The sequence below is a fragment of the Bradyrhizobium canariense genome (genome assembly GCF_018130465.1).
GTDB lineage: Bacteria > Pseudomonadota > Alphaproteobacteria > Rhizobiales > Xanthobacteraceae > Bradyrhizobium > Bradyrhizobium canariense_C.
Genome location: NZ_JAFCKJ010000009.1, coordinates 142,454 through 166,083, shown reverse-complemented (window position 1 = coordinate 166,083; position 23,630 = coordinate 142,454). Strand labels below are relative to the sequence as shown.

Here is a 23,630-nt window from a genome sequence, read left to right as displayed (position 1 = left end):
GTCGACGTCGTGAGTTGATGAGGCCGCGCTACTTCCCCGCCTGCCATTGGCCGGAGACGCCCAAAATCACCCTGACGCGGCCGGTGCCGGCATCACTCAGCGCCGTGGTCTGCGGCACCTGGACGTCGAGCTGCTCGACGAACAAGAACGGCATGCCGGCTTCGAGATCGTAGAGCAGCCTTTGGAGCGCGGGCTGCTCCAGCTCGCAGCTGACGACGAGGCCGACGAAGCCGTCCTTGATCTGCGCGCCGGAGACGTCGACCTGCGAGGACTGGACCGAGCCGCCGACATCGGCGACCGCGGCGGCAACCCGCTGCAACAGATTGGCGCCCGCGACTGTTACGGTCGGCCCTTCCAGAAACGGCGTGCCGGGATGCTCGGCCGAGAGAGCCGCGGCGTTCTTGGCGCCGCCCTTACGGCCGCGCAGCTGGTCGAGCAGGTCGGAGGTCTGCGCCAGCGCCTGGCGGTGGGCGATGACGTCGGCGATCGACAGCCCCGCCATCAGCAACAGCCCGCCCGTGATCGCGAGATAGAGCGTGACCGCGATCAGGGGCGAGCCGACGAGCGCCCGCCCAATCGCATTGCCGTTTGCGAGCTTGGCGCTGCTCACGATCTTGTTCATGGCGCATTCCTCGGTTCGATCTGCGCCTCGATGTGGAAGCGTTCGCCGGGATCGGATGGGCTACGCGTCGTCGGGGCGTAGAAGGTCGCGCGAGTGAAATGCTGGGACTGCTCGATCAACGGGATCAGCGAGGGCGCATCGCGGGTGATGCCGCCGATCTGGACCTTGTTGCCAGCCAGATGCAGCTCGGTGACATAGGTGTGGTCCGGCAACAGCCGGCTCAGCGATTCCAGCACGATCACGCTCGCCGGCGTCTCGTGCTTGCGGCGTTCGAGCAGCGCGAGCGGCGAGCGCTCGCCGCTGTCGTTGCCGCGAAGCGCGGCACGACGCTGGGTGATCTGCCGTTCGAGCTCGCTTTCCTGCGCGCTGAGGCTGTCGGCCAGGTAGCTTGCCGCGACCGATCCGATCACCGCCGCGACCGCAGCGAGAGCCAGCACGGCTTGCAACGTCCGGCCCAGCCGCACAGGGTCGATCGTGCCGCGCGATCTTTGCTCGAACACCTTGATGCGCCCGCCCCCGGACGCCTCCGTCACGATCGCGATCGCCGTCGGATGGAAGGGCGACACCGCCTCGACATAGCTCATCGCCAACCTGCGCGGCGCCGCCGCGATCTCCGTGGAGATGCTCTCGCTGCCATGCGCCACTGGAACGCTGCAACCGAATACGGCTTCGCTCGCGCTCCAGGGCGTCAGCCGGTCGATCTGCGCCCGCACGATGCCGTCCAGGAAATCGGCCGCGCGCGCCGGCAACTCCAGTGGACGGAACAGGAAACGTGTCGGCCGCAGCACGATCTCGATGCGGCTGCCGCGGACGATCTGCGCGAGATCGGTACCAGTGAACTTGCCGTCCTCGAACGCGATTTCCTTCGGGGCGTTCTCCGACTTCGCTGCATCCAGCGCGAACACGCCGCTCTCGATCTCGACCAGCCGCACCACGCGCGGCGATACTATCCGCTCCAGGCCGGCAACGAACGTGCCGGCCACGGTGCCGGTCCATGCATCGACGATGGCGCGAAGGGAATTGAGCGAGCTCATCTCACAGAGGCTTTCCGGCGGAGCCGTCATAGGCGTTGTGCCACGACAATACACGATACGGCTCATCGCCGCTTTCGAGAAGCAGGATGACGATCTCGGCCGAGATCCGCCGATGCGAAGGTACCTCGACCGCGACCGTCAGCCGGTACGCCTTCGAGCCCTCGATCGTCGCGTTGGTGCTGCCGGCGAGCCCGACCAGGGATCGCGGGTCGACATTGGGATCGGCGCGGTCGCGCAGCACCTGTTGCAGCATCGCGGGAGTCATGCCCGGCAGTGCCGCCACTACCTGCGGCGCAGCGTCGAGCACGTTGACGGCCCGCATGTTGCTGAACACGGTGACGAAGGGCAGCGCGCGTTCCACGACGGCGGTCGGAATGCCGCGCACCAGCCAGAGCTCGTCGCTGTGCGGAAACGGCGCGTGGCGAGGTAGATAGGACGCGCCGAGCGTGCGGTAGTAGGAATCCTCCGGATTGTCCTGGCCGGGCTCCGCCGACGTTCGCCAGGCGAGGATCCGGTCGGCGTAAACGGGCGCGTCCGCCGCCGGGACGCCGAGCGTCATCATCAGCCCTGCGAGCATCGGCTTCGGCGCCATGTTGAGATCGACGCGCGCGGCTTCCGACCGGAAGGTGACGCTGACACGTCCGGCGCCGACGCGGGCATCGAAGGTGCCGCTGGTCGGACGCGTGGCCTCGTCCCGCGCCGTCAGCCGGTAGGCGGCGAGTTCGAGCCCGGCATTCACCAGCGCATCCGCCTGCAACCGGTCGGCGTTGACGGCGACCGTGACCGCGGTGTTGATGACATAAGTCAGGTAGATCAGCGCCAGCGCAGCCAGCGCAGCCAGCATCCAGAGCACCGCAACGACGATGAAGCCGCGGTCGTCACCAAGTCTCGCACGGTCGTGCCTCGCTCCGCTCACAGCTGCTGCTCCTCTTTCTCCGCCTGTTGCGGCCGCGGGCGCGCCGTCACGCAGGTCGTCGGATTCTTCGCCCGCGCACATTCGGCCGGGGCCGTGATGTGCGGGGTCACCGCGCCTGAGACCGAGAGGACCTGGCCGGTGGCACTGTTGCGCACCGTGATGCGGATGCGATCCGGCAGCCGTGCCTGGCCGCGCCAGGTCGGCAGCCACTGACCATCCGGCCCGGCATAGGTGAAGCTCACGCGGAACGGCGCGCGGATCAGCACGACCTGGTCGACGAAGCGGATCTGTCCGTCGGTCGGCATCGGCTGGAACGGCGCGCGCTCGCGCACCAGCGCGAGCCCCAGTGCGTCGGCCTTCTCGACCAGGCGGATGAATTCGAGCCCCGGACGCGCGCTCGGGCCGAGCGCCGTGCGCAGGAAGGTCACCGACAATTCGGCGCCGTCGAACAGCGGCGCTCTGGCGTCGCTGTTGACCGTCATCTGCTCGGCGACCGACAGGTCGGCGACGATGCGATCGAGGCCGGTTGCGAGACGCTCGGCCTGCTGCACACGGGCGATGCCGCGATTCCAGTTCGGCAGCCATTGCGCCGTCACGGTCGCCAGCGCGGCCAGGATGACGGTCATCAGCAGCGTCGCGAGCAACACTTCGAGCAGGGTGAAACCCGCTTCGTCTGCCAACGCGCGGCGCAGGTGCTTCATTGCCAGGCTCTTCATTGAGAAGTCCTCGGCACCAGCTTCACGGTGGTGATCTGGATCGCGCTGCCATCGGCGCGCTGGAGGCGCAGATTGACGGCCAACGGCACGAAGCGATCGGTGGCGGGATTGCCGCCCGCCACGTTCATCGGCGCGACATCGACGCGCCAGCGGCTGCCCGCCAGCTCGCCGCTCTGCCGGCCGGGTCTCAGCAAGGAGCGTGCGGGCAGGTCCGCAAGCAGGGTCTCGGCCGTGCCTGATAGCGCCAGATGCTGGTCGATCGCACGCGTGCCTTTCACCGTCGTGGCAATGACCGAGCCGATCGTCCCGAGCACGACCGCGATAATCGCGAGCGCGACCAGCGCCTCGATCAGGGTAAAGCCGGCGGCGTCAGAGCACCTTCTGCGGGACAATCTCGACGCCTCCGGTCAACCAGTTGACGCGCACCTCATAGCCCATGCCCGGGCGCGCCAGCGCGATTACCCCGCCGCACGACATGCCCGACGGAAAGAAATCGATCGACCGCCCCGTCGCGCGATCGGCACAGCGCGAGGCCAGCATCGCCTGCACGACCACGTCGCCCGGCAGGCGGATTGTCCGACCGGTGACGCCGGAACGGATCGAGCGCCCCTCCGCATCAACCTGGGTCGCGACCCGCACTTTCCGGCGCAGTGCCGCGGTGCGATCCGCTTTCAGCAGTGCCGCGGTCTCCACAGCGTAGCTCTCCAGCCTGGCACGCGTCGTCGTGCGCGGAACTGCCGGCAGGATGATCGCCGCGAGCAGGCCGATGATCGCGAGCACGCACAGGATCTCGATCAGCGCGAAGCCGCGCGCATCGCAGATGTCCTCAGCGCGCGCCGCTGACAATGTCGGCTGCCGTTCCACTGCCGCCTTCCTGACCGTCCGATCCGAGCGAGATGATCTCGTAAGGCGTGCTCGCGCCCGGCGAGCGATAGACATAGATGTGCCCCCAGGGATCGCTCGGCACCACGCCGCCGCGCAAATAAGGCCCGTTCCAGCCGGCCTGGCTGGTATTGCGGGCCAGCGCCGCGAGACCTTCATTGGATGTCGGATAGCGCCCGAGATCGAGATAATAGAGATCGAGCGCGCTGGAAAAACTCTCGATCTGGATCTTCGCCGCCTTCGCCTTGGACTCGCTGAGATAGTTCAGGACCCGCGGGCCGACCAGCGCCATGATCATCCCGATGATGGTGATGACGACCAGCATCTCGACGAGGGTGAAGCCCGCCTCCCCGCAGGCTCCGCGCCGCCGGTCGCGCCTCAACGATGGATGTTTGGTCACTTGAAGCCTCTCCCGCTATCTAACAAAATATGGCCTAACAGTATCCGTCCCAACAATATCCGGCCTAACCGACAATCTGGCTCACCGACATCAACGCCGTCATCACCGAGGTGATCAGGCCGCCGACCACCAGCGAGATCGCAATGATCGCCGCCGGTCCGGCGATGCCGACGGCGCGGTCCAGCGTGCGCTGCAACTTGACCTCGTAGAATTCCGCGACGCGTCCGGACAGCATCGGCAATTGTCCGGTCTCGTCGCCGAGCCGGAGCATGCGCACCGCCATCGCGGGCAGCGCCTCCGTCTCGGCGAGCGCGTCGGAGAGCTTCGAGCCATGGCGGACGCGGTCGGCCGCATCGCTCCAGACCGCGGACGGACCGGTTGTCGCCATCATGTCGATGAGGATGCGCATCGTGATGGTGAGATTGACGCCGCTGCCGAGCAGCAGGCCGAGATTGCGGCAGAACAGCGCGGTGCGATACGCGCTCATCACGTTGCGGATGGCTGGCAGCCGCGTGATCGCATTGGTGAGGCGGCGGCGGAAGCGCTCCTGTCGGAGCAAGAGCCAAACGACAGCGATCGCAGCGGCGAGTCCGCCCAGCACCGCATCGGAATTGCCGCGCAGGAAAGTCGAGATGTTGAGGAAGATTCCGACGATTGGATCGACCTTGGCGCCGAAATCCTGCAACACGCTGGCGAACTGCGGCAGCACGAAGGTGAGGAAGAACAGCAGCACGCAGCCCGCCGCGCCCAGCACGAACAGGGGATAGCGGATCGCATCCGACAGCCGGCGCCGCAAGGCCTCGCTGCGCGCGCGTTCGCCGGCCAGCACCTCCAGAACCTGATCCAGCGAGCCGGAGGCCTCGCCGACCCGCACCAGCGCGATATACATCGGCGGAAACAGCCCCTCGTGGCGCGCCAGCGCCTCGGCAAAGCTCTCGCCCGAAACGACGCGCGATCGGATGTCGGCAACGACCGGGCGCAGTCGGCCGAGATCGGGATCGGTCGCGAGCAGCTCCAATCCGTCGTTGATGCGGGCGCCGGCGCGCAGCAATAGCGCGAGATCGCGGGTGAGGATGGTGACGTCTTCCGGCCTCGGCCTGTTGAAGAGGCTCAACACGCTGCCGGTTGCACCGCCCTCTTCCGCCGTGACGTTGTCGACCAGCACCAGGCCAAGCCGCTCGATCCGCTGCGCGACGTCGCCGGGCGCGGGCGCGGCGATGGCGCCGGAGACCAGTTCGCCGTTGGCATTGAGCGCGCGGTAGCGATAGTTCGGCATGATTTCTAGCGCACCGTCGTGACGCGGAAGACCTCGGGCACGGTCGTCATCCCGGCCCGGCATTTGGCGACCGCGTCCTCCAGCATCGTCGTCATGCCGCCGCGCATCGCTGCGGCATCGATGCTGTGGGAATCGGTCTGCGGGCCGATCAGCGCGCGCACCTCGTCGGACATTTCCAGGATCTCGAACACGCCGTTACGGCCGCGATAGCCGGTGCCGCCGCAGCGTTCGCAGCCGCCGGCCTCGTGCACGACCTCGCCGCACTTGAAACCGATGACGGCAAAGCGCGGGTCCCTTGCGAGATCGGCCTCGGTCAGCGCGTGCGGCACCTTGCAACGGTCACAGAGCACGCGCACCAGGCGTTGCGCCACCACGGCGCGCAGCGTGGACTGCAGCAAAAATCCCTCGATGCCGAGATCGATCAGGCGCGGCACCGCAGCCGCCGCGGTCTCGGTGTGCAGCGTGGTCAGCACGAGATGGCCGGTCAGTGCCGCATGGATCGCGATATGCGCGGTCTCGGCGTCGCGGACCTCGCCGACCATGATCACGTCAGGATCCTGGCGCACGAAGGCGCGCATCGCCGAGGCAAACGTCAGCCCGATCGACGGCTTGACCTGGGACTGGTTGATGCCGGCGATTTCGTACTCGACGGGATCCTCGATGGTAAGAATTTTGCGCGTCGGCTCGTTGAGGATCGACAGCATCGTCGCAAGCGTCGTGGTCTTTCCGCTGCCGGTCGGGCCGGTGACCACGATCATGCCGTGGGGCATCGCGAGCAACCGCGTCATCACGCTCTCGTCGCGCGCCGCGAGCCCGAGCTTGCTCATCTCCAGCAGGCCGCGGTCACGCGGCAACAGACGGATGACGGCGCTCTCGCCATGTTGCGTCGGCATGGTCGCGACGCGGACGTCGAGCTCGCTTCGCCCGACCCGCACGCGCGCCGCGCCGTCCTGCGGCAGACGTCGCTCGGCGATATTGAGGCTGGCGAGAATCTTGATGCGCGAGATCAGCGCCTGCGGCGGGATGCCGTGCGGCGACGGCAGCGCGCGCAGCAAACCGTCGACGCGCATGCGCACCGCGAGTCCGGCGCGGAACGGCTCGACGTGAATGTCGCTGGCACGCAGGTCCACCGCGCGCTCCAGAAGATCGTTGAGCGCGCGCACCACCGGCGCGCCGCTGGCGAGATCGCGCAGGCTCTCGATGTCGTCGTCGGACTGCTGCGCCACGCCCCTGCCGCCTCGATCGGCATTCGCGTCGTCGGCCTCGGCGCGTTGATCGAGCACCGTCGTGATGTCCTCGTATGACGCCACGACGACGTCGACCGGTGTTCCGAACACGATTTCGGCGGCGCGAACGGCCGCCGTGTCGGAGGGGTCGGCAACGGCCAGCCGAAAGAAATCATTCGACCCGCTGAAGGGGAAGATGGTGGATTCGCGCAGAAAGCGGCGCGAAAAACCGTCGAGGCGTGGCGTGGCCGCGAGCAGCTGCGGAAGGCTCAGCCGCGGCAGGCCGAAATGATTGGACACTTCGTCGGCGAATTCGGCTGCCGAAAGATCGGTGGCCTCCCACAATTCACGCAAGGGCCGCGTGATCGCAGGATTGGCTGATTTGTCGACATGAGATTGGGCATGGGCATGCGCCCGCGGCGGCAATGAGTATTTTTCCAGGAGGTGCTGCCGGAAGCTATCTGCGGAGCGGTCGCGCATCGCATTCACAGCGTTGACCTTGTTACCCGAATGCAACAACTTCGGCGGGTCAAGGCAGGCCCTTTCCCCTTGACTTATTTCTTAGCAAAAACATAATCGTGGCGCAAATTATTGCGCGTCCGAACCAAGGGGGATCGGATGCCTATTTCACTTAGTATTGGTAGGCGTATTTTGTTTGAAGTGGTCCAGCCGCTTTTGCGCCCGCGCTCAGCGTTGACTGGAACGCTAGTTCTGTTGTCGTCCGCCTTCCTGCTCACGGCCTGCATCGTCACTGCCGACCAGTCGATAGAGGCGGACCCCAAGGACCCGCGCGCGCAGGACATCGCCGACAAGATCCGCTCCCTCGATCTTCAGCCGCGACAACCCGCGGATGCAGGGGCGAGCGGCATTGCGCAGGCCAAGGCGTCGAGGCCCGCGATTTACCTCAGCGATGGTGCAACGCCGCAAAGCGGCGCGATTGCCGAGCGCGATGATTCCGGCGGCAGCGGCTACGACCTCAATTTCGAGAACGCGCCGGTCGCCACCGTCGCAAAGGTCATCCTTGGTGACGTACTTAACGTCGGCTACACCATCGACCCCCGCGTGCAGGGCACCGTCACGCTCGCCTCGGTGCGTCCGGTCCCCAAGGCAGACGCGATCTACGTGCTGGAGAACGCGCTGCGCATGTCCGGCGTGGCGCTGGTGCGCGACCGCACCGGTTACCGCCTGCTGCCGGCACCGGAAGCCGGTCCCGGCGGCATCGATCGCTCCGCCAACGCCGCGGCCGGCCAGGGCATTACGGTGGTGCCGCTGCGCTATGTCTCGGCCCAGAACATCTTCAAGCTGCTCGATGCCTTCGGCGTGAAGGCCTCGACCATGCGCCCCGACAGTGCCCGCAACACCCTGATCGTCAGCGGCAGCGGCACCGACCGGGCGACCGCGGTCGACACCATCCTCTCCTTCGACGCCGACTGGATGCGCGGACAATCGGTCGGCATCTTCCCGGTACGCAACTCCACGCCGGAGCCGCTCATCTCCGAGATGGAAAAGATCATGGATTCGGGCGAAGGCGGCCTGAGCCAGAGCGTGGTGAAATTCCAGCCGATCGGCCGCCTCAACTCGATCCTGGTCGTCAGCCAGAAGCCGGAATATCTCAAGCGCGCGCAGACGTGGATCGCGCGGCTCGACCGCTCCGACACCGATGGCCTGAACCTGAAATCCTACCCGCTGCGCTATGGCAATTCCAAAGCGGTGGTGGCGCTGTTGAACGAGATCCTGTTCAGCCAGGGCGCAAGCGGCAGCTCCTCGCTCGACAATTCCGCCAGCCAGATTTCGCCCGGCTCGGGCATCGCGACGTCCTCGTCAGGAACCAATCCGATCGCCTCGCTCAGCGCACTTCCGACCGCAGCCGCGGGCGCCGCAACCCCGGTCACCGGTGCTCCCGGCTCGTCGCTGGGCGCCCGTCCCGCCCCCGCGGCGGCCGGCTTGCCCGGCCAGGACAACGGCTCCGGCTCGCTGCTCGGCTCGGGCGCGAAAGCCTCCAACAACGCGATCCTCCAGAACGTGCGGATCACCGCCGACGTCACCAACAACGCGGTGCTGGTCTATGCCAACGCGGACGCGCAACGCGTCGTCGAGCAGACGATCCGGCAGATCGACCGGCCGCAGCGCCAGATCGCGATCGAAGCGACGATTGCCGAGGTCACGCTGAACGACGCGCTGAACTACGGCGTCCAGTTCTTCATCGCCAGCAAGCAGGGATCGATCTCCAACACCATCTCCGGTGTCAGCAATTCGAGCGCGGTCGGCAGCGTCGAGGGGACGAGCAACGCCGTCAACGCGGCGGCGGGCGCACTGCTCGGACGCGTGCTGCCGGGCTTCAACTTTCTGATCGGCTCGGAGAACTCGCCGCGCGTCATTCTCGACGCGCTGCACGGCGTCACCAACGTCAAGGTGTTGTCGAACCCGTCGCTGGTCGTGCTGGACAACCAGGCGGCGACCCTCCAGGTCGGCGACCAGGTTCCGTTCTCGACCGGCACCGCGACGGTGCTGACCGCCAACAACACCGTCGTCAACACCATCGACTACAAGAACACCGGCATCATCCTGCGCGTGCTCCCGCGCGCCAACGCCAACGGCAATGTCGTGCTCGACATCGAGCAGGAGATCTCGAGCGTCGCCGCCGGCAGCTCCGGCTCGCTGACGCCGACGATCTCGCAGCGCAAGGTTAAGAGTTCGATCGCGGTAACGAGCGGCCAGACCGTGCTGCTCGCCGGCCTGATCAGCGAGACCGAGAACAGGCAGCGCCAGGGCATTCCGATCCTCGATTCCATTCCCGGCGTAGGCGACGCCTTCTCGCACCAGGGCAGCACGCGCGCCCGCACCGAGCTGATCCTGTTCATTCGCCCGACCGTCATCAAGGACGGCGTCGATGCGCATGTCATCGCCGAGGAGATGCGCAGCAAGATGAACAGCCGCCTGGTCGGCACCAGCAATCCCGTGGTCACCGTGAGCCCGCCCAAGGCGGCGCGCTGACGGCGTGACGGATCGGGCCGCGAATGACGGGCCGGGCCCTGCGCTCGCGCTCAGCGGCGCGCTGGTGCTGGGCGTGCTCGCAAGCCTGGTCACCGCACCAGGCGCGGAAGGCCTGTACGGTGCGTTTCTGGCCGTCCTGATGGTCGCGGTCGCTGCGAACGATGCCCGCCACTACCTCATTCCGAACGAGCTGACGGGCGCGGCCTTCGCGCTCGCCTTGCTCCGCGCCGGCGCCTTCGCACCGGAGACGGGCGCCGAGGCCCTGCTCTGGGCGGTCGTGCGCGCCGGTTCTGTCGCGCTCCCGCTCCTGCTGCTGATGCTGCTCTACCGGCGCTGGCGCGGCCGTGACGGGCTCGGGCTCGGCGACGTCAAGCTCGCCGCGGTCTGCGGCGCCTGGCTCGATCTCGCGACGGTGGCCGCGGTGATCGAGCTTGCGGCGCTGCTCGCGATCGGCGCCTATGTCGCCAATGCCGCGCTGCGACGAGAGCGGCTCCGCGCCACGGCATTCCTGCCGTTCGGACTATTCCTGGCGCCGGCGATCTGGATCGGCTGGTTGGGCGAGAACTGGTACACCAGATGGCTTGGCGGCTGGCCGGGCTAGGATGATCCGGTCCATCCTCATTCCGAAGCGCCCCCGCCAAAAAAACGCGAAAACAACCCCATGCACAGTAGACGGGGTCAGCTTTATCAATGACTTGGCGGCCAGCACAAACGCTTTCGGATTTTACAAAGCCCTTTGACTCGTCGGGCAAAACACCGGCATGATGTCATCATGGCGATAGCCGCCTCTCGCCGGCACCGAGCGTCGATCGCGTGCCATTTCCGAGGTGCCGAGGGTCAATGCTCGCGGCTCGGCGCCCATTCGAGCGCCCGCAGGCGGGCCTGGGCGATCTCTCCGCGCGTCATCTTCGAAGTCACGGCATCGCGGATTCTGGCCCGCGCCTCGCGCGCCGGCGGCGGCGCCGCAGCCGTCGACAGATTGAGCCATTTGGAGGCCTCGACGATGTCCTGCGGCACGCCGTGGCCGCGGTCGTAGAGCAGGCCCAGCGAATATTGGGCGCGGCTGTCGCCCTGCTCCGCCGCCCGCCGGTACCACATGGCGGCTTCGGTGTAGTTCTGCGGCACGCCGCGGCCGGTCTCGAACAGGAAGCCGAGATAGGTCTGTGCCGGCGCATTGCCATGCTCGGCCAGCGGAATGAAAATTCGTGAGGCCTTCACATAGTCCTGGCGCTGGAACGCTGAGACGCCCTGGCGGACCGACTGGGCGTGGACCGGGACAGCAAGCACAAGCGCGAGCACCGGCAACACCCAGAGTCCTCGTCGAGTCAAACCGCCCATCCGTCCCCGCAAAACCGCCGGGCGAAGCCTCCGCTCAAAGGTCTCGCCCGCTTCCTACCTGGCCGCCAGACTAGTGCAGGGAAACCGGAGAATCCAGAGCTGCAGTGCGACCGCGTATCGGTCAGATCAGGTGATAATCGCCCATATGGTGCTGGGGGAGATCGCCGAAGTTTTCGAGTGCCGAGTGCGCGGCCAAGTCCTGGACTTTGGCCGCAAACGCCGAAGCCCACTCTGCGGCTTGGGCATGATCCGTCCCGACCGCATCACCAGATGATGGCGCAGAGGTCGCGGGAAGCAGCACAAAGTTATCCTGGACGGGTGACGAAGCCAGTGTCGCTTGCGCCGCCGACGAACTGCTCGCGGCGGCGACCGTGACCTGCACCACATTGTAGGTGTTGTTGGTCTCGCTGCTCTCGGCGAGGTGATTGTCGTAGTCGGCAAGTCCGCCGATGTAGTACGTGCCCGGCGCCAGATTGCCCGGCAGTGTCACCGTGACCGTCTGGTGATCGAAGTAGCCGGGTTCGCTCACCGTCGCCAGCGTCGTCGACGTCGAAATCGTCGTGAGCAGCGTGTCCGACGTCGTGATCGTCGCATCAGTCGAGATATAAATACCGGCAGTCGTCGGGGTCGCGTCCACTCCGTTGCCGAGGTTCATGTTGTAAGCGTCGACCGTCAAACTGTCGCCGGCCAAAACGGTCGTCTTGTTCACTGCCACGTATTCGGACAGATCGGCCTGCTGCGGCGGAGCCACCGTAACCTGCACAACGTTATAGGTGTTGTTGGTCTCGTTGCTCTCGGTCAGGTGATTGTCGTAATCGCCAATGCCGCCGACGTAATAGGTGCCTGGCGCCAGATTGCCGGGCAGCGTTACCGTGACCGTCTGATGGTCGTAGTAACCAGGCTGGCTCACCGTTGCCAGCGTGGTCGATGTCGTCAATGTTGTAAGCAGCGTGTCCGACGTGGTGATCGTCGCGTCGGTCGAGATATAAATACCGGCAGTCGTCGGGGTCGCGTCCACTCCGTTGCCGAGGTTCATGTTGTAAGCGTCGACGGTCAAACTGTCGCCGGCCGCAACAGTCGTCTTGTTCACAGTCACATATTCGGACAGATCAGGCTGCGCCGGCGCAGTCACCGTGACCTGAACGACGTTGTAGGTGTTGTTGGTCTCGTTGCTCTCGCTGAGCAGATTGTTGTAGTCGGAAAGTCCCCCAATGTAATACGTACCGGGCGCAAGACTACCGGGCAGCGTCACAGCGACCGCCTGATGATCGTAGTAGCCGGGCAGACTGACGGTCGCCAGCGTCGATGACGTCGCGATCGTCGTGAGCAGCGTATCCGACGTCGTGATTGTTGCGTCGGTAGAAATATAGATTCCAGCCGTCGTGGGCCCGGCCACGGCGTTGCCGAGGTTCATGTTATAGGCATCGACTGTCAGGCCGCTGCCGGCGGCAACCGTCGTCTTGTCCACTGCCACATATTCGGACAGGTCAGGATGACCTGCCGCCGTCACCGTGATCTGCACCACGTTATAGGTGTTATTGGTCTCGTCGCGCTCGCCAAGCTGGTTGTTGTAGTCGGCGATACCACCGATGTAGTAGGTACCAGGCGCCAAATTGCTGGGAAGCGCGACCAGGATCGTCTGATGGTCGTAGTAGCCGGGCTGGTTCACCGTCGCGAGGGTCATCGAGGTCGACACTGTCGCGAGCAGGGTATCCGACGTGGTGATCGTCGCGTCGGTGGAGAGATAGATCCGCGCGGTGGACGGCCCCGCCACGTCATCACCCAGATTCATGTTGTAGGCGTCAACCGTCAGGTTACCTCCGGCTGGAACGGAACTCTGGCTGACGGCGATGTACTCGGACAGATCGGGCCGAGGAGGCCCCATCAGGACGGAGCTTGCCGTCACACCATCAGCGAACTGGAGAGACTCGACACCGCTGACGGTGTCAGTTCCGTCGGGAGAACCGGATCGCTGGTCAACCACAGTAAAGCTCTGCGTGACCGTGCTGTAGGCTATCGCGTAGTTCGCCTTGTTGCCCGAATACACCGCCGTGTCAGTGCCCGAGCCGCCGGTGATGGTGTCGTTGCCGCCGCCGCCGGTCAGCGTATCGTTGCCGGAGCCGCCGTTCAGTACGTTGGCGATGGCATTGCCGATGATCGTGTCGTTGCCGGAGCCGCCGATGGCGTTGTCGATGTAGGAACGCGCGTCGTTGTTGTAGAGATAGGAATTGTAGACGTTGCCCGACGCGTAATGGCCGTTTCCGAGATTGGCCAGTTGAACCGACGAGAATACGGACGACGCACCTGGATTGAGATTGATGCTCAGGTTCGTCGTGTAGTTCGACAGGTCGTAGGTATCGACGCCGCCACCATCCCAGATTGTCTCGTAGATGCGATTGGCCGAGCCACCGGCACCGCCATTGTCGGCCGGCTGGCCAGCGCCGTTGATGAATTCCTGCCCGGTGGTCGGGCTCCACGTATAGACGGTGGTCCCGCCCTGGGTCGTGTAGTTCGCGCCGTACATCGTCTGCAGCGCGAGAATATCGTTGGCCATATAGGTCTGCGGATACCCATAGGCTTCGTTTGTGTAGCCGCTCGTCGTCGAAGCACCGACATAGCTGCGATAGCTCATGACGGTGTATTCGCTGTCGTCGTGCGCGCTCGGCACCGCGACATTGGCGGGGCCGCCCGTTTCCTGACTGTGCTTCAGGCCAAGGGCGTGTCCGAGCTCGTGCAACGCAGTCGTGAAATAGTAGTTGCCGAGCGCTGCCAGCGAATAGTTGTAGCCGGTTCCGAACCACACGTCGCCACCGGCCGCGTAGTTGCCGGGGTAATAGGCGTAGGACGTCGGATTGGCGGCCGGCGACTGCGCGACCATGATGTCGGCGCCGTTCGTCCCGGCGTACTGGATGCTGGCGTTGGTGTAGCCGACGATCAGTCCGATCGCGTAATTGATGGCCGCCTGCATCTGACTCGGCGCCGAGGCAAAACCCGACCTCGTCGGCTCACCGCTGCCGCCGCTGTAGGAACTGGCGTAGTCGCTTGCAGCGTCCGGAAAGCTGTAGGTGATCGTGCCGGACCATTTGTAGCCCGACAGCAGGCCGTCGATTTCGGCGTTGTTGGTCGCACTGACGTTGACGGCGGTAGCCAAGGGAATCTCCGAAGCAGCAAACCCCGTTCGATTCGGGGCGCGACAGGTGATTCTAGCTTGAGAGTTAAACGTTTGGTTTAATTTTGGCGAGCCGGTCCAGACTCCTTCCATAAGGCCGTGTTAGCCATCAAATCCCGTAGTCATACGGGCGGGCCAGAACAAGGGATGTCGGTTCCGGCAACCTGCATGTTGCGAGCGAAGTCATGAAACTACGTCCACTCTCGGCCGGTCTGTTCGGCGCCCTGGTGGCGCTCGTCGGGCCGGACCATCTACCCTTCGGAGGACTGCCTGTCATGGTCGGGAAAGCCAACGCGGATGAGAGTGGCAAGCAAGGCGGCACAGCGGGGCGCGCCCCCTCCGTTCCAATGGCCCGCGACCCCTCGGCTGCGGTAGCGGAGGAGTATGAATCCGCCCGTCGCGTGGGAACGCGGGAGGCGTTCGAGCTGTTCATTGCGCGCCACGGCGATGACCCGCTGGCCGAGCAGGCGCGCGCCGAGCTGAAGCAGCTGGCGCGCTGATCCTTCGCGGGCGCCCCCTCAGCTATTGCATTTCGACAGGCGGCATCCGCGCGGCCCAGACCTGCCGCGTGATGTCTTGCCGCATGGTCTTTCGGCACTATGGTAGGCCCGCAATCTGTCCCGGAGCCCATCAAGATGCCCTTTCCGCATGCCTCGGAAGCCCTGTCGCGCTTCACCGTGCTCGATCTGACCCGCGTCCGGTCCGGGCCCACCTGCGTGCGGCAGCTCGCGGACTGGGGCGCCAACGTGATCAAGATCGACGCGCTCACCGAGGATGCCGGCGGCGAGCAGCCAGGTGGGCCGCGGCGGGGCTCCGACTTCCAGAATTTGCATCGCAACAAGCGGGCGATGACGCTGAACCTGAAGGACGAGCGCGGACTCGCCGTGTTCAAGCGCCTCGCCGCCAAGGCCGACGTTGTGGTGGAGAACTTCCGCCCCGACGTGAAGAAGAAGCTTGGTATCGACTATGAGGGCCTCGCCAAGATCAATCCGCGCATCGTCTACGGCAGCATCTCCGGCTTCGGCCAGGACGGGCCCTACCACAAGCGGCCGGGCTTCGATCAGATCGCGCAAGGCATGGGCGGGCTGATGTCAATCACCGGCGCGCCGGGCGAAGGCCCGATGCGGGTCGGCATTCCGGTCGCCGACCTCACCGCCGGCCTGTTCTGCGCCATGGGCATCCTCACCGCGCTGCTGGAGCGCGAGGTCTCGGGCAAGGGCCAGTGGGTGCAGACCTCGCTGCTGCAGGCCCAGATCTTCATGCTCGACTTCCAGGCCGCACGCTGGCTGATGGAGAAGGAAGTGGCAAAGCAGGCCGGCAACAACCACCCGACCAGCATTCCGACCGGCGTGTTCAAGACCTCGGACGGCTACATCAACATCGCGACCACGGGCGGCCGGATCTGGGAGCGCTGCGCGCAGGCGATCGGCGCGCCGGAACTCTATAGCCACCCCGATTATCTGACAGCGCCGGCCCGCTCCAAGAACCGCGACGCGCTCAATGCCGAGATCGAGAAGCGTACCTTGACGAAGTCCACCGAGACCTGGGTCAATGAACTCAACGAGGCCGGCGTGCCCTGCGGGCCGATCTACGCCATCGACCAGATGTTCGAAGACGAGCAGGTCAAGCATCTCGGCATCGCGCAGGAGGTGCCGAATGACGAGGATCGCGACATCCGCCTGGTCGGCCAGCCCGTGACGTTGTCGCGCACGCCGAGCAGGATGGTGGCGCGGCCGCCAGAATTCGGCGAGCAGACCGACGAAGTGCTGAAGGAGTTCGGCTTCGGCGCGGACGAGATTGCCAAGCTCAGGGACGCCAAAGTGGTGTGAGAGCTTCGTTAGAGGTCGGCCAATGAAAAAGCCCGGCGCTCGCCGGGCTTTTTGATTCGTGGAGCTGCGTCGTCGCTCAGGTGCCGCTGAAGCGATAGTTGACACCGAAGCGCAGGATATTGTCGGTGATGTGCGAACGATAGCCGACGACCAGGGGCGCGCCGCTGAGCGCGACCACGGGCGTTGCGAGCGAGCCCGACGCCGTTCCGAGATCGACATAGAGATATTCGAGCCTGGCGCTCCAATTGTCGGCGAAGGCGCCTTCGATGCCGGCGCCTGCGGTCCAGCCGACCTTCGTCGTGCTGTTGCTGAAATTTGCCGCAACGGGCGTGAACGTCAGGTTGTCGCCGCTCCCAGGGCTACCGCTGACATTGGTCGCGGTGATGGTGCCCGAGGTCGAGACGCGGCCATAAGCGAGACCACCGGTGCCGTAGAGCAGCACGCGCGGCTTCACCGCGACGCCAAGCCGGCCGCGGACGGTGCCGAACCAGTCGAGCTTCTGGACGAGATTGAACGTAACGGGGAACGCGGGATCGAACGTGTTGTCGCCGCGATGACCCGGCGTGCAGACGCCGTCCTGCAGACCCGCCGGCGCGCCGGCGCACAGCGCGTCGAAACGGCCCTTCCGGCCGCTGCCCTGGAAATCGGCCTCGACGCCGACCACGAACATCTCGCGCTGCCAGTTGTAGCCGATCTGTCCGCCGCCGGTGACGCCGTTGAGATCGAACTTGCCGGCGCTCGAATTCAACAGCGCGCCACCTCCGCTATCGACGAAATCCGCAGTCGTGGCCGAGCGACCCCAGCCATAGCCGACGTTGATGCCAGCGTAGAGGCCGCTCCAATTGTAGCCGGGATCCACGGCCACCGGCGGCGCCTTGGTATAAATGTGCGGCACCGCGAGATCAGCGGCGAAGGCAGGCGGTGCGAGCAGCATGGCGGTCGCGACCGCAACCAGCAGAGTTCGTGTCATCAATCTTCCCTCAACAAACGGCGTCGCCTGTTCTCCTGCTCGCGCGAGGCGGGCGATTCAGTGCCGCGACACTAGGGAAGAGCGCATCGCTCCGCGTCGTGCGAACGAAGGTCAGTCGTTTGTGGGATGCGAGCGCACGGTCGCGCACGGAAGGCGTGCGCGCACCATCCGGGCGTTCTCGAAATCGCTGCTATTTCAGTACGATTTGATGGTCGGATGGATTTTGCAAACTGGCGCGATGGCGTCGGAAGGCCCTCGATGCATACGGCTTCGCAGGTCCAACCAGGGCAGATCAGGCCGCGGATGTGGCGCGGCCGCAACAAGTCGATCGCGCCGTCCGATCGTCGGGCCCTGTGCCATTTCCAAAATCAGGACGGAAACGACAAAGCCCGGCTCAAGGCCGGGCTTTGCTTCTTGTTGACGCCTCTGTTGTTCTTAGTATGTCGTTCTTAGTATCTGGCAACCACCGGGCCACCGAACTGATAGTTGATGCCGGCGCGCAGGATGTGGTCGGTGAAGCGCGACGAGACGTTGGCACTGACCGTCGAGAGCGGCGCCAGCGTGAACGGACCGGACGAGAAGTTGCCGAGATCCATATAGAGATATTCGAGCTTGGCGCTCCAGTTCTGGGTGATCTTGCCTTCGACGCCCACGCCGGCGGTCCAGCCGGCGCGCGTCGTCGAATTCGAGCCGACCGAGGCGATCGCGACACCGGCGGGCGTGAAGCCGGTCATGGTTCCCGTGGTCTTGATTTCGCCGAAGGCCAGACCGCCGGTACCGTAGAACAGCACCTTGGGCGTCGCCAGGATGCCGACGCGGCCGCGAACCGTGCCGAACCACTGAAGATGCTGATCAATCGTCAGGGTGGTGGCAGTCGCAAGGCCAGCCGGAGCGGCCGTCAGACCGGGAAGGCAGGCGCCGCCGGCAATCGTGACGGTGAAGCAGCTATAGGTGGCGCCGCCCTTCTCGCCCGACCATTGCAGGTCGCCCTCGATGCCGAACACCCAGTTGGCGTTCTGCCAGTTGTAGCCGGCCTGACCGCCCGCGATGCCGCCGTTCATGTCGAACGACGCATTGGTGATGGAGCCGGCGGGCGGCGCGATCGCGGCACCGGTTGCCGAGTTGAAGTAGGAGACATCGGTGCGCGAGCGGCCCCAGCTGTAGCCGCCATTGGCGCCGACGTAGAATCCGGTCCAGCTCCAGACCGGATCGACCATGACCGGCGCCTTGACGTAGGGCCTTGCGGCCAGATCGGCAGCCATTGCACCCGTCGCGAACAGCGACATCGCCGCCGCCATTCCAATCACAATCCGCTTCATGGGAATCCCCTTGCGCACAAATTTGTGATGAAAACATACGCCGAGCGGTGTCCAAGGGCTGTGCCGGGCCTGCAACAACCAGACACAATCGGGGCGTGTAACGCCTAGGGCTACGACGACATCTTCCTATGTATTTGAATTTAAAGGAGATTACGCTCAGCGTGGCTCCGCCCCCGCGCTCTGCGACGATCCGACGCAGGCCAGGCAAGTCATATCAGCAAGTCATATGATGGCTGGCAGAAGCAGCGGTACGATTTGCGAAGATCGATCGCTACGCGGGTTAGCCTGGGAGTATCGGTCCGTCGGCGCCAATTTCTCGCTCCTGCAAAAAAAGCCCCGCGAGCCGGGGCTTTTCCATTTTGCGTGAACGACGACCTACGCGTCGCTGCGATCCAGATTGTTACTGCAACCCGGTCGGATTGGTCGTGCTGCCGATTGGCGTGATCGTCCCGCCGGCGCCGTTGCTGTCGAAGCGATTGCTCGAATGCGAGTTGACCGTACCCGACACACCGGCGGTGTTGAACGAAAGGTCGTTGTTGGACAAGTTGACCGATCCGCCTGTTTGCTTGACGCCGATCGCGTTGAAGGAAATCGTGGTCGTGTCCACGTTGATGCCGCCGCCCGAGATCGAAACGCCGGCAACCGAATTACTCGACACAAGCGAATTGCTGAGATGAACGGCGCCCCCAGTGCCAACGGCGACGCCGCTGCCCGAGTTGATCACCCTCACGTTGCTGAGCGTTGCCTTGATCAGGCCCGCAGCCGCGCTTGCGATCGTAAAGCCGCTACCTCCCATATCTCGAATCGTGGTGTTCACGACGTTCAGCGTTCCATTGGTGCGCTGATCGGCGATGCCCGTGCCGGGGGAACCGAAATTGCCGTTGATCAGGCAGTCCTCGACGTTGACGAAGCTTCCGGCCCCCGCACCAAAGATACGAATGCCGTTAAGGCCGGTGTCAAATCCCTGCAAATTGAGGTTGCGGATGTTCACCGTCTTGCGCACGTCGGTTCCGGCGAAGGAATCGAATGCGATGTTGATGCCGTTCGTTGAGGCGTTGAGAATGGAAGCATAGATCTCGTGGCAATCGATCGTGATCGACTTCGTGATGGTCACGGCGCCGAAGCCGCCAGGATCGATACAGTTGATCTCACCGTTCACCGCGGTCTTCGAAATAGCGCCGGCGAAGGTCTTGCAAGGCGCCGTGCGGCTGCAGGGATTGGCGTCATCGCCGACACCGGACACCCAAGTGCGGCTCGCCTGAGCACTGGCGGGGCTTGCCAGGACTGAGAGTGCGATCACTGCCCCCACGATCGCAAAAGACACACCAAGCAATCTCGGTAATCTCTTCATTTCCGGGCTCCAATTTAAAAAATTGATGACAATAAATCTGTCGGCTTCAATGAGCCGCAGACGGGCGACTCTATATCACATGATTACAACTTTACGTGTTATCTAGCTCACAAACTCGTTCCCGTCATAGGACAGGGTTGTTGCCGAATACAGCAATTGAGGTTGCTCCTCGGCTGTGTCCGAGCTTCGATCTGAGGAAATCGCTGGTTCAAACCAGGATCTGGTCCTCTCGCTCACGATGATTTGGACCCCTGCGTCAATCCGACACGGACGAGCAAGCCGTCGATCACAGGCCAAAACAGCAACACGATCGCCAAGGTCGTGATCGAGCCGACCAGGCCGTTCGACCAGAACACTTTGAGGTCGCCGCCGGCGCCGATCATCGACAGACGGAAGGCATCCTCGGCGCGGTTGCCGAGCACGAGCGCCAGCGTGAACGGCGCGAGCGGAATGCCGATCTTCTTGAAGACGTAGCCGACGACGCCGAAGCCGAGCATCAGCCAGATGTCGAACATCGCGTTCTGGATCGCATAGGCGCCGATCGCGCAGGACACCACGATCATCGGCGCCACCGCGGCGAACGGCACGCGCAGGATCGAGGCGAAGATCGGCACCGTCGTCAGCACCAGCACGAGGCCGACGACATTGCCGAGATACATCGAGGCGATCAGACCCCAGACGAAGTCCTTGTGCTCGACGAACAGCAGCGGTCCCGGATTGAGCCCCCACACCATCAACCCGCCGAGCAGGATCGCGGCGGTGCCGGAGCCGGGAATGCCGAGCGCCAGCATCGGCAGCAGCGCCGCGGTGCCGGAGGCATGGGCCGCCGTTTCCGGCGCGAACACGCCCTCGATGCGGCCCTTGCCAAAACTCTCGGGATTCTTGGAAAAACGCTTGGCAAGGTTATAGCCCATGAAAGAGGCCGCGATCGCGCCGCCCGGGGTAATGCCGAGCCAGCAGCCGATGAAGGAGGAGCGCAGCAGCGTCACCCAGTATTTCGGCAGGTCCTTCCACACACTCAGCACGACGCGCAGCGAAATGCTCGCCGCGTGCCCGCGCAGCGCGAGGCGCTCCTCCATCGTCAGCAGGATCTCGCTGATACCGAACAGGCCGATGACGGCGACGAGGAAGTTGATGCCGCGCAAAAGCTCGGCCGAGCCGAAGGTCATGCGCAACTGCCCCGACACGGTATCCATGCCGACGCCCGCGAGCAGGAGCCCGAGGGACATCGAGATGACAGTCTTGTGCTTGGCCTCGCGCCCCAACCCGACGAAGGAGCAGAAGGTCAGCAGATACACCGCGAAGAACTCCGGCGGGCCGAACTTCAACGCAAAGGACGAGATCATCGGGGCGAGGAAGGTGATCAGGAGCACAGCGACCAGCGAGCCGATGAAAGAGGACGTGAACGCCGCCGTCAGGGCCTCCGCCGCCCTGCCCTGCTGCGCCATCGGATAGCCGTCGAAAGTGGTCGCGACCGACCAGGCTTCGCCGGGAATGTTGAACAGGATCGAGGTGATCGCGCCGCCGAACAGCGCGCCCCAGTAGATGCAGGACAGCATCACGATCGCCGAAGTCGGATCCATCGTGAAGGTGAGCGGCAGCAGGATCGCAACGCCGTTGGGTCCGCCGAGCCCGGGCAAGACGCCGACGAAGATGCCGAGCACCAGCCCGACCATCATCAGCGCGAGCGTCTTCCACGTCAGCAGGACGGCGAAGCCGTGAAGCAAGAGACCGAAAGCTTCCATCGCGGGCCCGCCTAGTAACCGAAGGCCGCTTCGAGCGGCCCTTTCGGCATGATGACGTCGAAGGCGATGTCGAAGGTAACGAACATGATGGCCGTGAACACGGCAGCGGTGAGCAGCGACTTCCACGGCGCGATCTTGCCGACGAGGCGCATGAAGCCCGCGATCAGGAGGAAGCTCGCGACATAGAGGCCGAGAAACTGCGTCGCCAGGCAGAACAGCAGCGTCGGCACGAACACCGCCATCACGCGGCGGGCTTGCGCGCGCGTGACGAAGGTTTCGGGTGCCGCGCGGTGCGCGACCAGCGCCAAGATCAGGCCGTAGAGGCTGCCGCCACCGAGAATGACGGAGAGATAGAACGGGAAATAGCCGGGCTCCGGCCCGGTCGAATCCCAGGAGGCGCCGGTGCGCCAATTGTCGTAGCCGAGCGTGGCGGCCAGCGCGAGCAACAGGAGACAGACGAATATCTCGACCGTGCCGGAGGAGACGACGGAAGGCGAGTCGTCTTCGGGCGCGGTCGGATCGTCGACGACGATTTCAAGATCGGTTTGGGACATGAGCTCTGATGCAAGGCTGGGACTTGTTCACCTCGCCCCGTTCTTACGGGGAGAGGTCGGCGCGAAGCGCCGGGTGAGGGGCTCTCTCCACGGGCTCGACTCGCTGAGAGAGCCCCTCACCATAGCCGATGCTACGCATCGGCGTCCTTAAGAAGATCGGTGGCCAAAGGCCACCGGTGCCTCTCCCCGTAAGAACGGGGAGAGGGAGAAGAGAGACCGATTACTTCGCGACGAATCCGGCTTCCGTCATCAGCGACTTGTTGACTGCATCGTCCTCCTCGAGGAATTGCACCATGTCCTTGCCGGTGAGGAAGATCGGCTTCAGCGCCTGCTTTTCCATGTAGTCCTTGTATTCCGCGGTCTGCGTCACCTTGTGGAACAGCTCGACAAAAAACGCCTGCTGCTCCGCCGTGACCTTGCCGGGCAGGAACATCGCGCGCAGCATCAGATACTGCACGTCGACGCCCTCCTCCTTGCAGGTCGGGATGTCGGCCCAGGACTGCGTGTCCGTCACTTTGCTGGTGTAGGAGATTCGCTCCTTGTCGAACACGCAGAGCGGACGCACCTGGCCCGCGCGCCAGACTTCGAGATTTTCGGATGGATTGTTGACATTGGATTCGGTGTGGTTGCCGACGAGTTGGGTCGCGGCCTCACCGCCGGACTTGTAGGGCAGATAGGAGAATTTCGCGCCGGTCTTCTGCTCGAGGAACACAGTCAACACGTGATCCTCGCGCTTGGAGCCGGTGCCGCCCATCTTGAACGGCGCGCTTGCCGCCTTCGCGGCGGCAACGAACTCCTTCACCGTCTTGGGACCCGCGCTGTTGTCCCACAGCACGAACTGGTCGAGCGCGATCACCGAAACCGGGGTCAGCTCACGCCAGTTGAACGGGATCTTCGCCGACAGCGGCAGCATGTAGATCAGCGAATAGGCGATCAGCACCTTGTTGGGATCGCCCTCGCTGGATTTCATGTACATCAGCGCTTCCGCGCCCGAAGCCCCGCCCTTGAGCGAGACCACGATCGGCTGCTTCATCAGATTGTTCTTCTGGATGGCGGCCTGCATCATCCGCGCCATCTGATCGGAGGCGCCGCCCGCGCCTGCCGCGACCACGATCTCGACCGGTTTGGTCGGCTCCCAGCCGGCAAAGGCCGGCGTACCGCAAAGCGCGGCCGCCAGGGTGATCGCGGCCTTCATTCCATGTCCCACGATGCGTCTTCCCCCAAGTTATTGCCTATGTTCTTGTTCGGATTGGAATTCAGAGGTGAATTCAGTACCCATTGTGCTGGCG

21 protein-coding genes are annotated in these 23,630 nt (G+C 64.6%); 4 read left to right on the top strand and 17 right to left on the bottom strand.

Going from position 1 to position 23,630, the window contains the following annotated elements:
* Positions 1-28: 28 nt before the first annotated feature.
* The 9 genes from gspM to JQ591_RS23480 form a co-directional block, all read right to left on the bottom strand.
* Positions 29-610 (bottom strand): type II secretion system protein GspM, encoded by a 582-nt coding sequence (gene gspM / locus JQ591_RS23520; RefSeq protein WP_211398464.1) that lies wholly within the window; start codon positions 608-610, stop codon positions 29-31.
* Between the two features lie 8 nt (positions 611-618).
* The gene (locus JQ591_RS23515) at positions 619-1,656 is read right to left on the bottom strand and encodes a PilN domain-containing protein (protein ID WP_211398350.1); all 1,038 of its coding nucleotides are present in this window, start codon (positions 1,654-1,656) and stop codon (positions 619-621) included.
* Between the two features lies 1 nt (position 1,657).
* Positions 1,658-2,572 (bottom strand): general secretion pathway protein GspK, encoded by a 915-nt coding sequence (locus JQ591_RS23510; RefSeq protein ID WP_211398349.1) that lies wholly within the window; start codon positions 2,570-2,572, stop codon positions 1,658-1,660.
* Entirely contained in the window at positions 2,569-3,288 is a 720-nt protein-coding gene (locus JQ591_RS23505; protein ID WP_249137521.1) for a general secretion pathway protein GspJ, read from the bottom strand. The genes JQ591_RS23510 and JQ591_RS23505 overlap by 4 nt, the downstream gene beginning before the upstream one ends.
* Complete coding sequence (locus JQ591_RS23500) at positions 3,285-3,680, bottom strand: PulJ/GspJ family protein (RefSeq protein ID WP_211398348.1); 396 nt, start codon at positions 3,678-3,680, stop codon at positions 3,285-3,287. The genes JQ591_RS23505 and JQ591_RS23500 overlap by 4 nt, the downstream gene beginning before the upstream one ends.
* Positions 3,658-4,152, bottom strand: a complete 495-nt coding sequence (locus JQ591_RS23495) for a prepilin-type N-terminal cleavage/methylation domain-containing protein (protein WP_211398347.1) — start codon at positions 4,150-4,152, stop codon at positions 3,658-3,660. The genes JQ591_RS23500 and JQ591_RS23495 overlap by 23 nt, the downstream gene beginning before the upstream one ends.
* Positions 4,115-4,570, bottom strand: coding sequence for a type II secretion system major pseudopilin GspG (gspG, locus tag JQ591_RS23490; protein ID WP_211398346.1), 456 nt, complete (start codon positions 4,568-4,570; stop codon positions 4,115-4,117). Before gspG ends, JQ591_RS23495 begins: the two co-directional genes overlap by 38 nt.
* Positions 4,571-4,634: 64 nt before the next feature.
* The gene (locus tag JQ591_RS23485; protein WP_211398345.1) at positions 4,635-5,846 is read right to left on the bottom strand and encodes a type II secretion system F family protein; all 1,212 of its coding nucleotides are present in this window, start codon (positions 5,844-5,846) and stop codon (positions 4,635-4,637) included.
* A 5-nt stretch (positions 5,847-5,851) separates the two neighbouring features.
* Complete coding sequence (locus JQ591_RS23480) at positions 5,852-7,552, bottom strand: GspE/PulE family protein (protein WP_249137520.1); 1,701 nt, start codon at positions 7,550-7,552, stop codon at positions 5,852-5,854.
* Between the two features lie 138 nt (positions 7,553-7,690).
* On the opposite strand from JQ591_RS23480, the gene gspD reads away from it, so the two are divergent.
* Both gspD and JQ591_RS23470 read left to right on the top strand, forming a co-directional pair.
* Positions 7,691-10,066: a type II secretion system secretin GspD gene (gspD, locus tag JQ591_RS23475; RefSeq protein WP_211398343.1), complete on the top strand. Its 2,376-nt coding sequence runs from the start codon at positions 7,691-7,693 to the stop codon at positions 10,064-10,066.
* A 4-nt stretch (positions 10,067-10,070) separates the two neighbouring features.
* Positions 10,071-10,667, top strand: coding sequence for a prepilin peptidase (locus JQ591_RS23470; RefSeq protein WP_211398342.1), 597 nt, complete (start codon positions 10,071-10,073; stop codon positions 10,665-10,667).
* Between the two features lie 236 nt (positions 10,668-10,903).
* Here JQ591_RS23470 and JQ591_RS23465 read toward each other — a convergent pair whose 3' ends face one another.
* Positions 10,904-11,395: a tetratricopeptide repeat protein gene (locus JQ591_RS23465; RefSeq protein WP_249137514.1), complete on the bottom strand. Its 492-nt coding sequence runs from the start codon at positions 11,393-11,395 to the stop codon at positions 10,904-10,906.
* Between the two features lie 130 nt (positions 11,396-11,525).
* Positions 11,526-14,555, bottom strand: a complete 3,030-nt coding sequence (locus JQ591_RS23460; protein ID WP_211398341.1) for a M10 family metallopeptidase C-terminal domain-containing protein — start codon at positions 14,553-14,555, stop codon at positions 11,526-11,528.
* A gap of 203 nt (positions 14,556-14,758) precedes the next feature.
* Here JQ591_RS23460 and JQ591_RS23455 point away from each other — a divergent pair, with 203 nt between their 5' ends.
* Positions 14,759-15,073, top strand: coding sequence for a hypothetical protein (locus JQ591_RS23455; RefSeq protein ID WP_211398340.1), 315 nt, complete (start codon positions 14,759-14,761; stop codon positions 15,071-15,073).
* A 135-nt stretch (positions 15,074-15,208) separates the two neighbouring features.
* Entirely contained in the window at positions 15,209-16,402 is a 1,194-nt protein-coding gene (locus tag JQ591_RS23450; RefSeq protein WP_211398339.1) for a CaiB/BaiF CoA transferase family protein, read from the top strand.
* A gap of 76 nt (positions 16,403-16,478) precedes the next feature.
* Here the strand turns inward: JQ591_RS23450 and JQ591_RS23445 are convergent, their stop codons facing one another.
* The 6 genes from JQ591_RS23445 to JQ591_RS23420 all read right to left on the bottom strand — a co-directional run bounded on the left by JQ591_RS23445 (position 16,479) and on the right by JQ591_RS23420 (position 23,536).
* On the bottom strand, positions 16,479-17,372 hold the full coding sequence (locus JQ591_RS23445) for an outer membrane protein (RefSeq protein WP_211398338.1): 894 nt from the start codon (positions 17,370-17,372) through the stop codon (positions 16,479-16,481).
* Positions 17,373-17,821: 449 nt separating this feature from the next.
* Positions 17,822-18,691, bottom strand: a complete 870-nt coding sequence (locus JQ591_RS23440; RefSeq protein WP_211398337.1) for an outer membrane protein — start codon at positions 18,689-18,691, stop codon at positions 17,822-17,824.
* A 400-nt stretch (positions 18,692-19,091) separates the two neighbouring features.
* Positions 19,092-20,042 (bottom strand): right-handed parallel beta-helix repeat-containing protein, encoded by a 951-nt coding sequence (locus JQ591_RS23435; RefSeq protein WP_211398336.1) that lies wholly within the window; start codon positions 20,040-20,042, stop codon positions 19,092-19,094.
* Positions 20,043-20,275: 233 nt separating this feature from the next.
* Positions 20,276-21,787, bottom strand: a complete 1,512-nt coding sequence (locus JQ591_RS23430) for a tripartite tricarboxylate transporter permease (protein WP_211398335.1) — start codon at positions 21,785-21,787, stop codon at positions 20,276-20,278.
* An 11-nt stretch (positions 21,788-21,798) separates the two neighbouring features.
* The gene (locus tag JQ591_RS23425) at positions 21,799-22,341 is read right to left on the bottom strand and encodes a tripartite tricarboxylate transporter TctB family protein (protein WP_211398334.1); all 543 of its coding nucleotides are present in this window, start codon (positions 22,339-22,341) and stop codon (positions 21,799-21,801) included.
* Between the two features lie 220 nt (positions 22,342-22,561).
* Positions 22,562-23,536 (bottom strand): Bug family tripartite tricarboxylate transporter substrate binding protein, encoded by a 975-nt coding sequence (locus JQ591_RS23420; protein ID WP_211398333.1) that lies wholly within the window; start codon positions 23,534-23,536, stop codon positions 22,562-22,564.
* Positions 23,537-23,630: the final 94 nt, after the last annotated feature.

Coding starts and splice junctions, on each gene's coding strand:
- JQ591_RS23515 (WP_211398350.1), bottom strand. CDS start 1,656: ATGAGCTCGCTCAATTCCCTTCGCGCCATCGTCGATGCATGGACCGGC.
- JQ591_RS23505 (WP_249137521.1), bottom strand. CDS start 3,288: ATGAAGAGCCTGGCAATGAAGCACCTGCGCCGCGCGTTGGCAGACGAA.
- JQ591_RS23485 (WP_211398345.1), bottom strand. CDS start 5,846: ATGCCGAACTATCGCTACCGCGCGCTCAATGCCAACGGCGAACTGGTC.
- JQ591_RS23480 (WP_249137520.1), bottom strand. CDS start 7,552: ATGCGCGACCGCTCCGCAGATAGCTTCCGGCAGCACCTCCTGGAAAAA.
- gspD (WP_211398343.1), top strand. CDS start 7,691: ATGCCTATTTCACTTAGTATTGGTAGGCGTATTTTGTTTGAAGTGGTC.
- JQ591_RS23455 (WP_211398340.1), top strand. CDS start 14,759: ATGAAACTACGTCCACTCTCGGCCGGTCTGTTCGGCGCCCTGGTGGCG.
- JQ591_RS23450 (WP_211398339.1), top strand. CDS start 15,209: ATGCCCTTTCCGCATGCCTCGGAAGCCCTGTCGCGCTTCACCGTGCTC.
- JQ591_RS23445 (WP_211398338.1), bottom strand. CDS start 17,372: ATGACACGAACTCTGCTGGTTGCGGTCGCGACCGCCATGCTGCTCGCA.
- JQ591_RS23440 (WP_211398337.1), bottom strand. CDS start 18,691: ATGAAGCGGATTGTGATTGGAATGGCGGCGGCGATGTCGCTGTTCGCG.
- JQ591_RS23435 (WP_211398336.1), bottom strand. CDS start 20,042: ATGAAGAGATTACCGAGATTGCTTGGTGTGTCTTTTGCGATCGTGGGG.
- JQ591_RS23430 (WP_211398335.1), bottom strand. CDS start 21,787: ATGGAAGCTTTCGGTCTCTTGCTTCACGGCTTCGCCGTCCTGCTGACG.
- JQ591_RS23425 (WP_211398334.1), bottom strand. CDS start 22,341: ATGTCCCAAACCGATCTTGAAATCGTCGTCGACGATCCGACCGCGCCC.
- JQ591_RS23420 (WP_211398333.1), bottom strand. CDS start 23,536: ATGAAGGCCGCGATCACCCTGGCGGCCGCGCTTTGCGGTACGCCGGCC.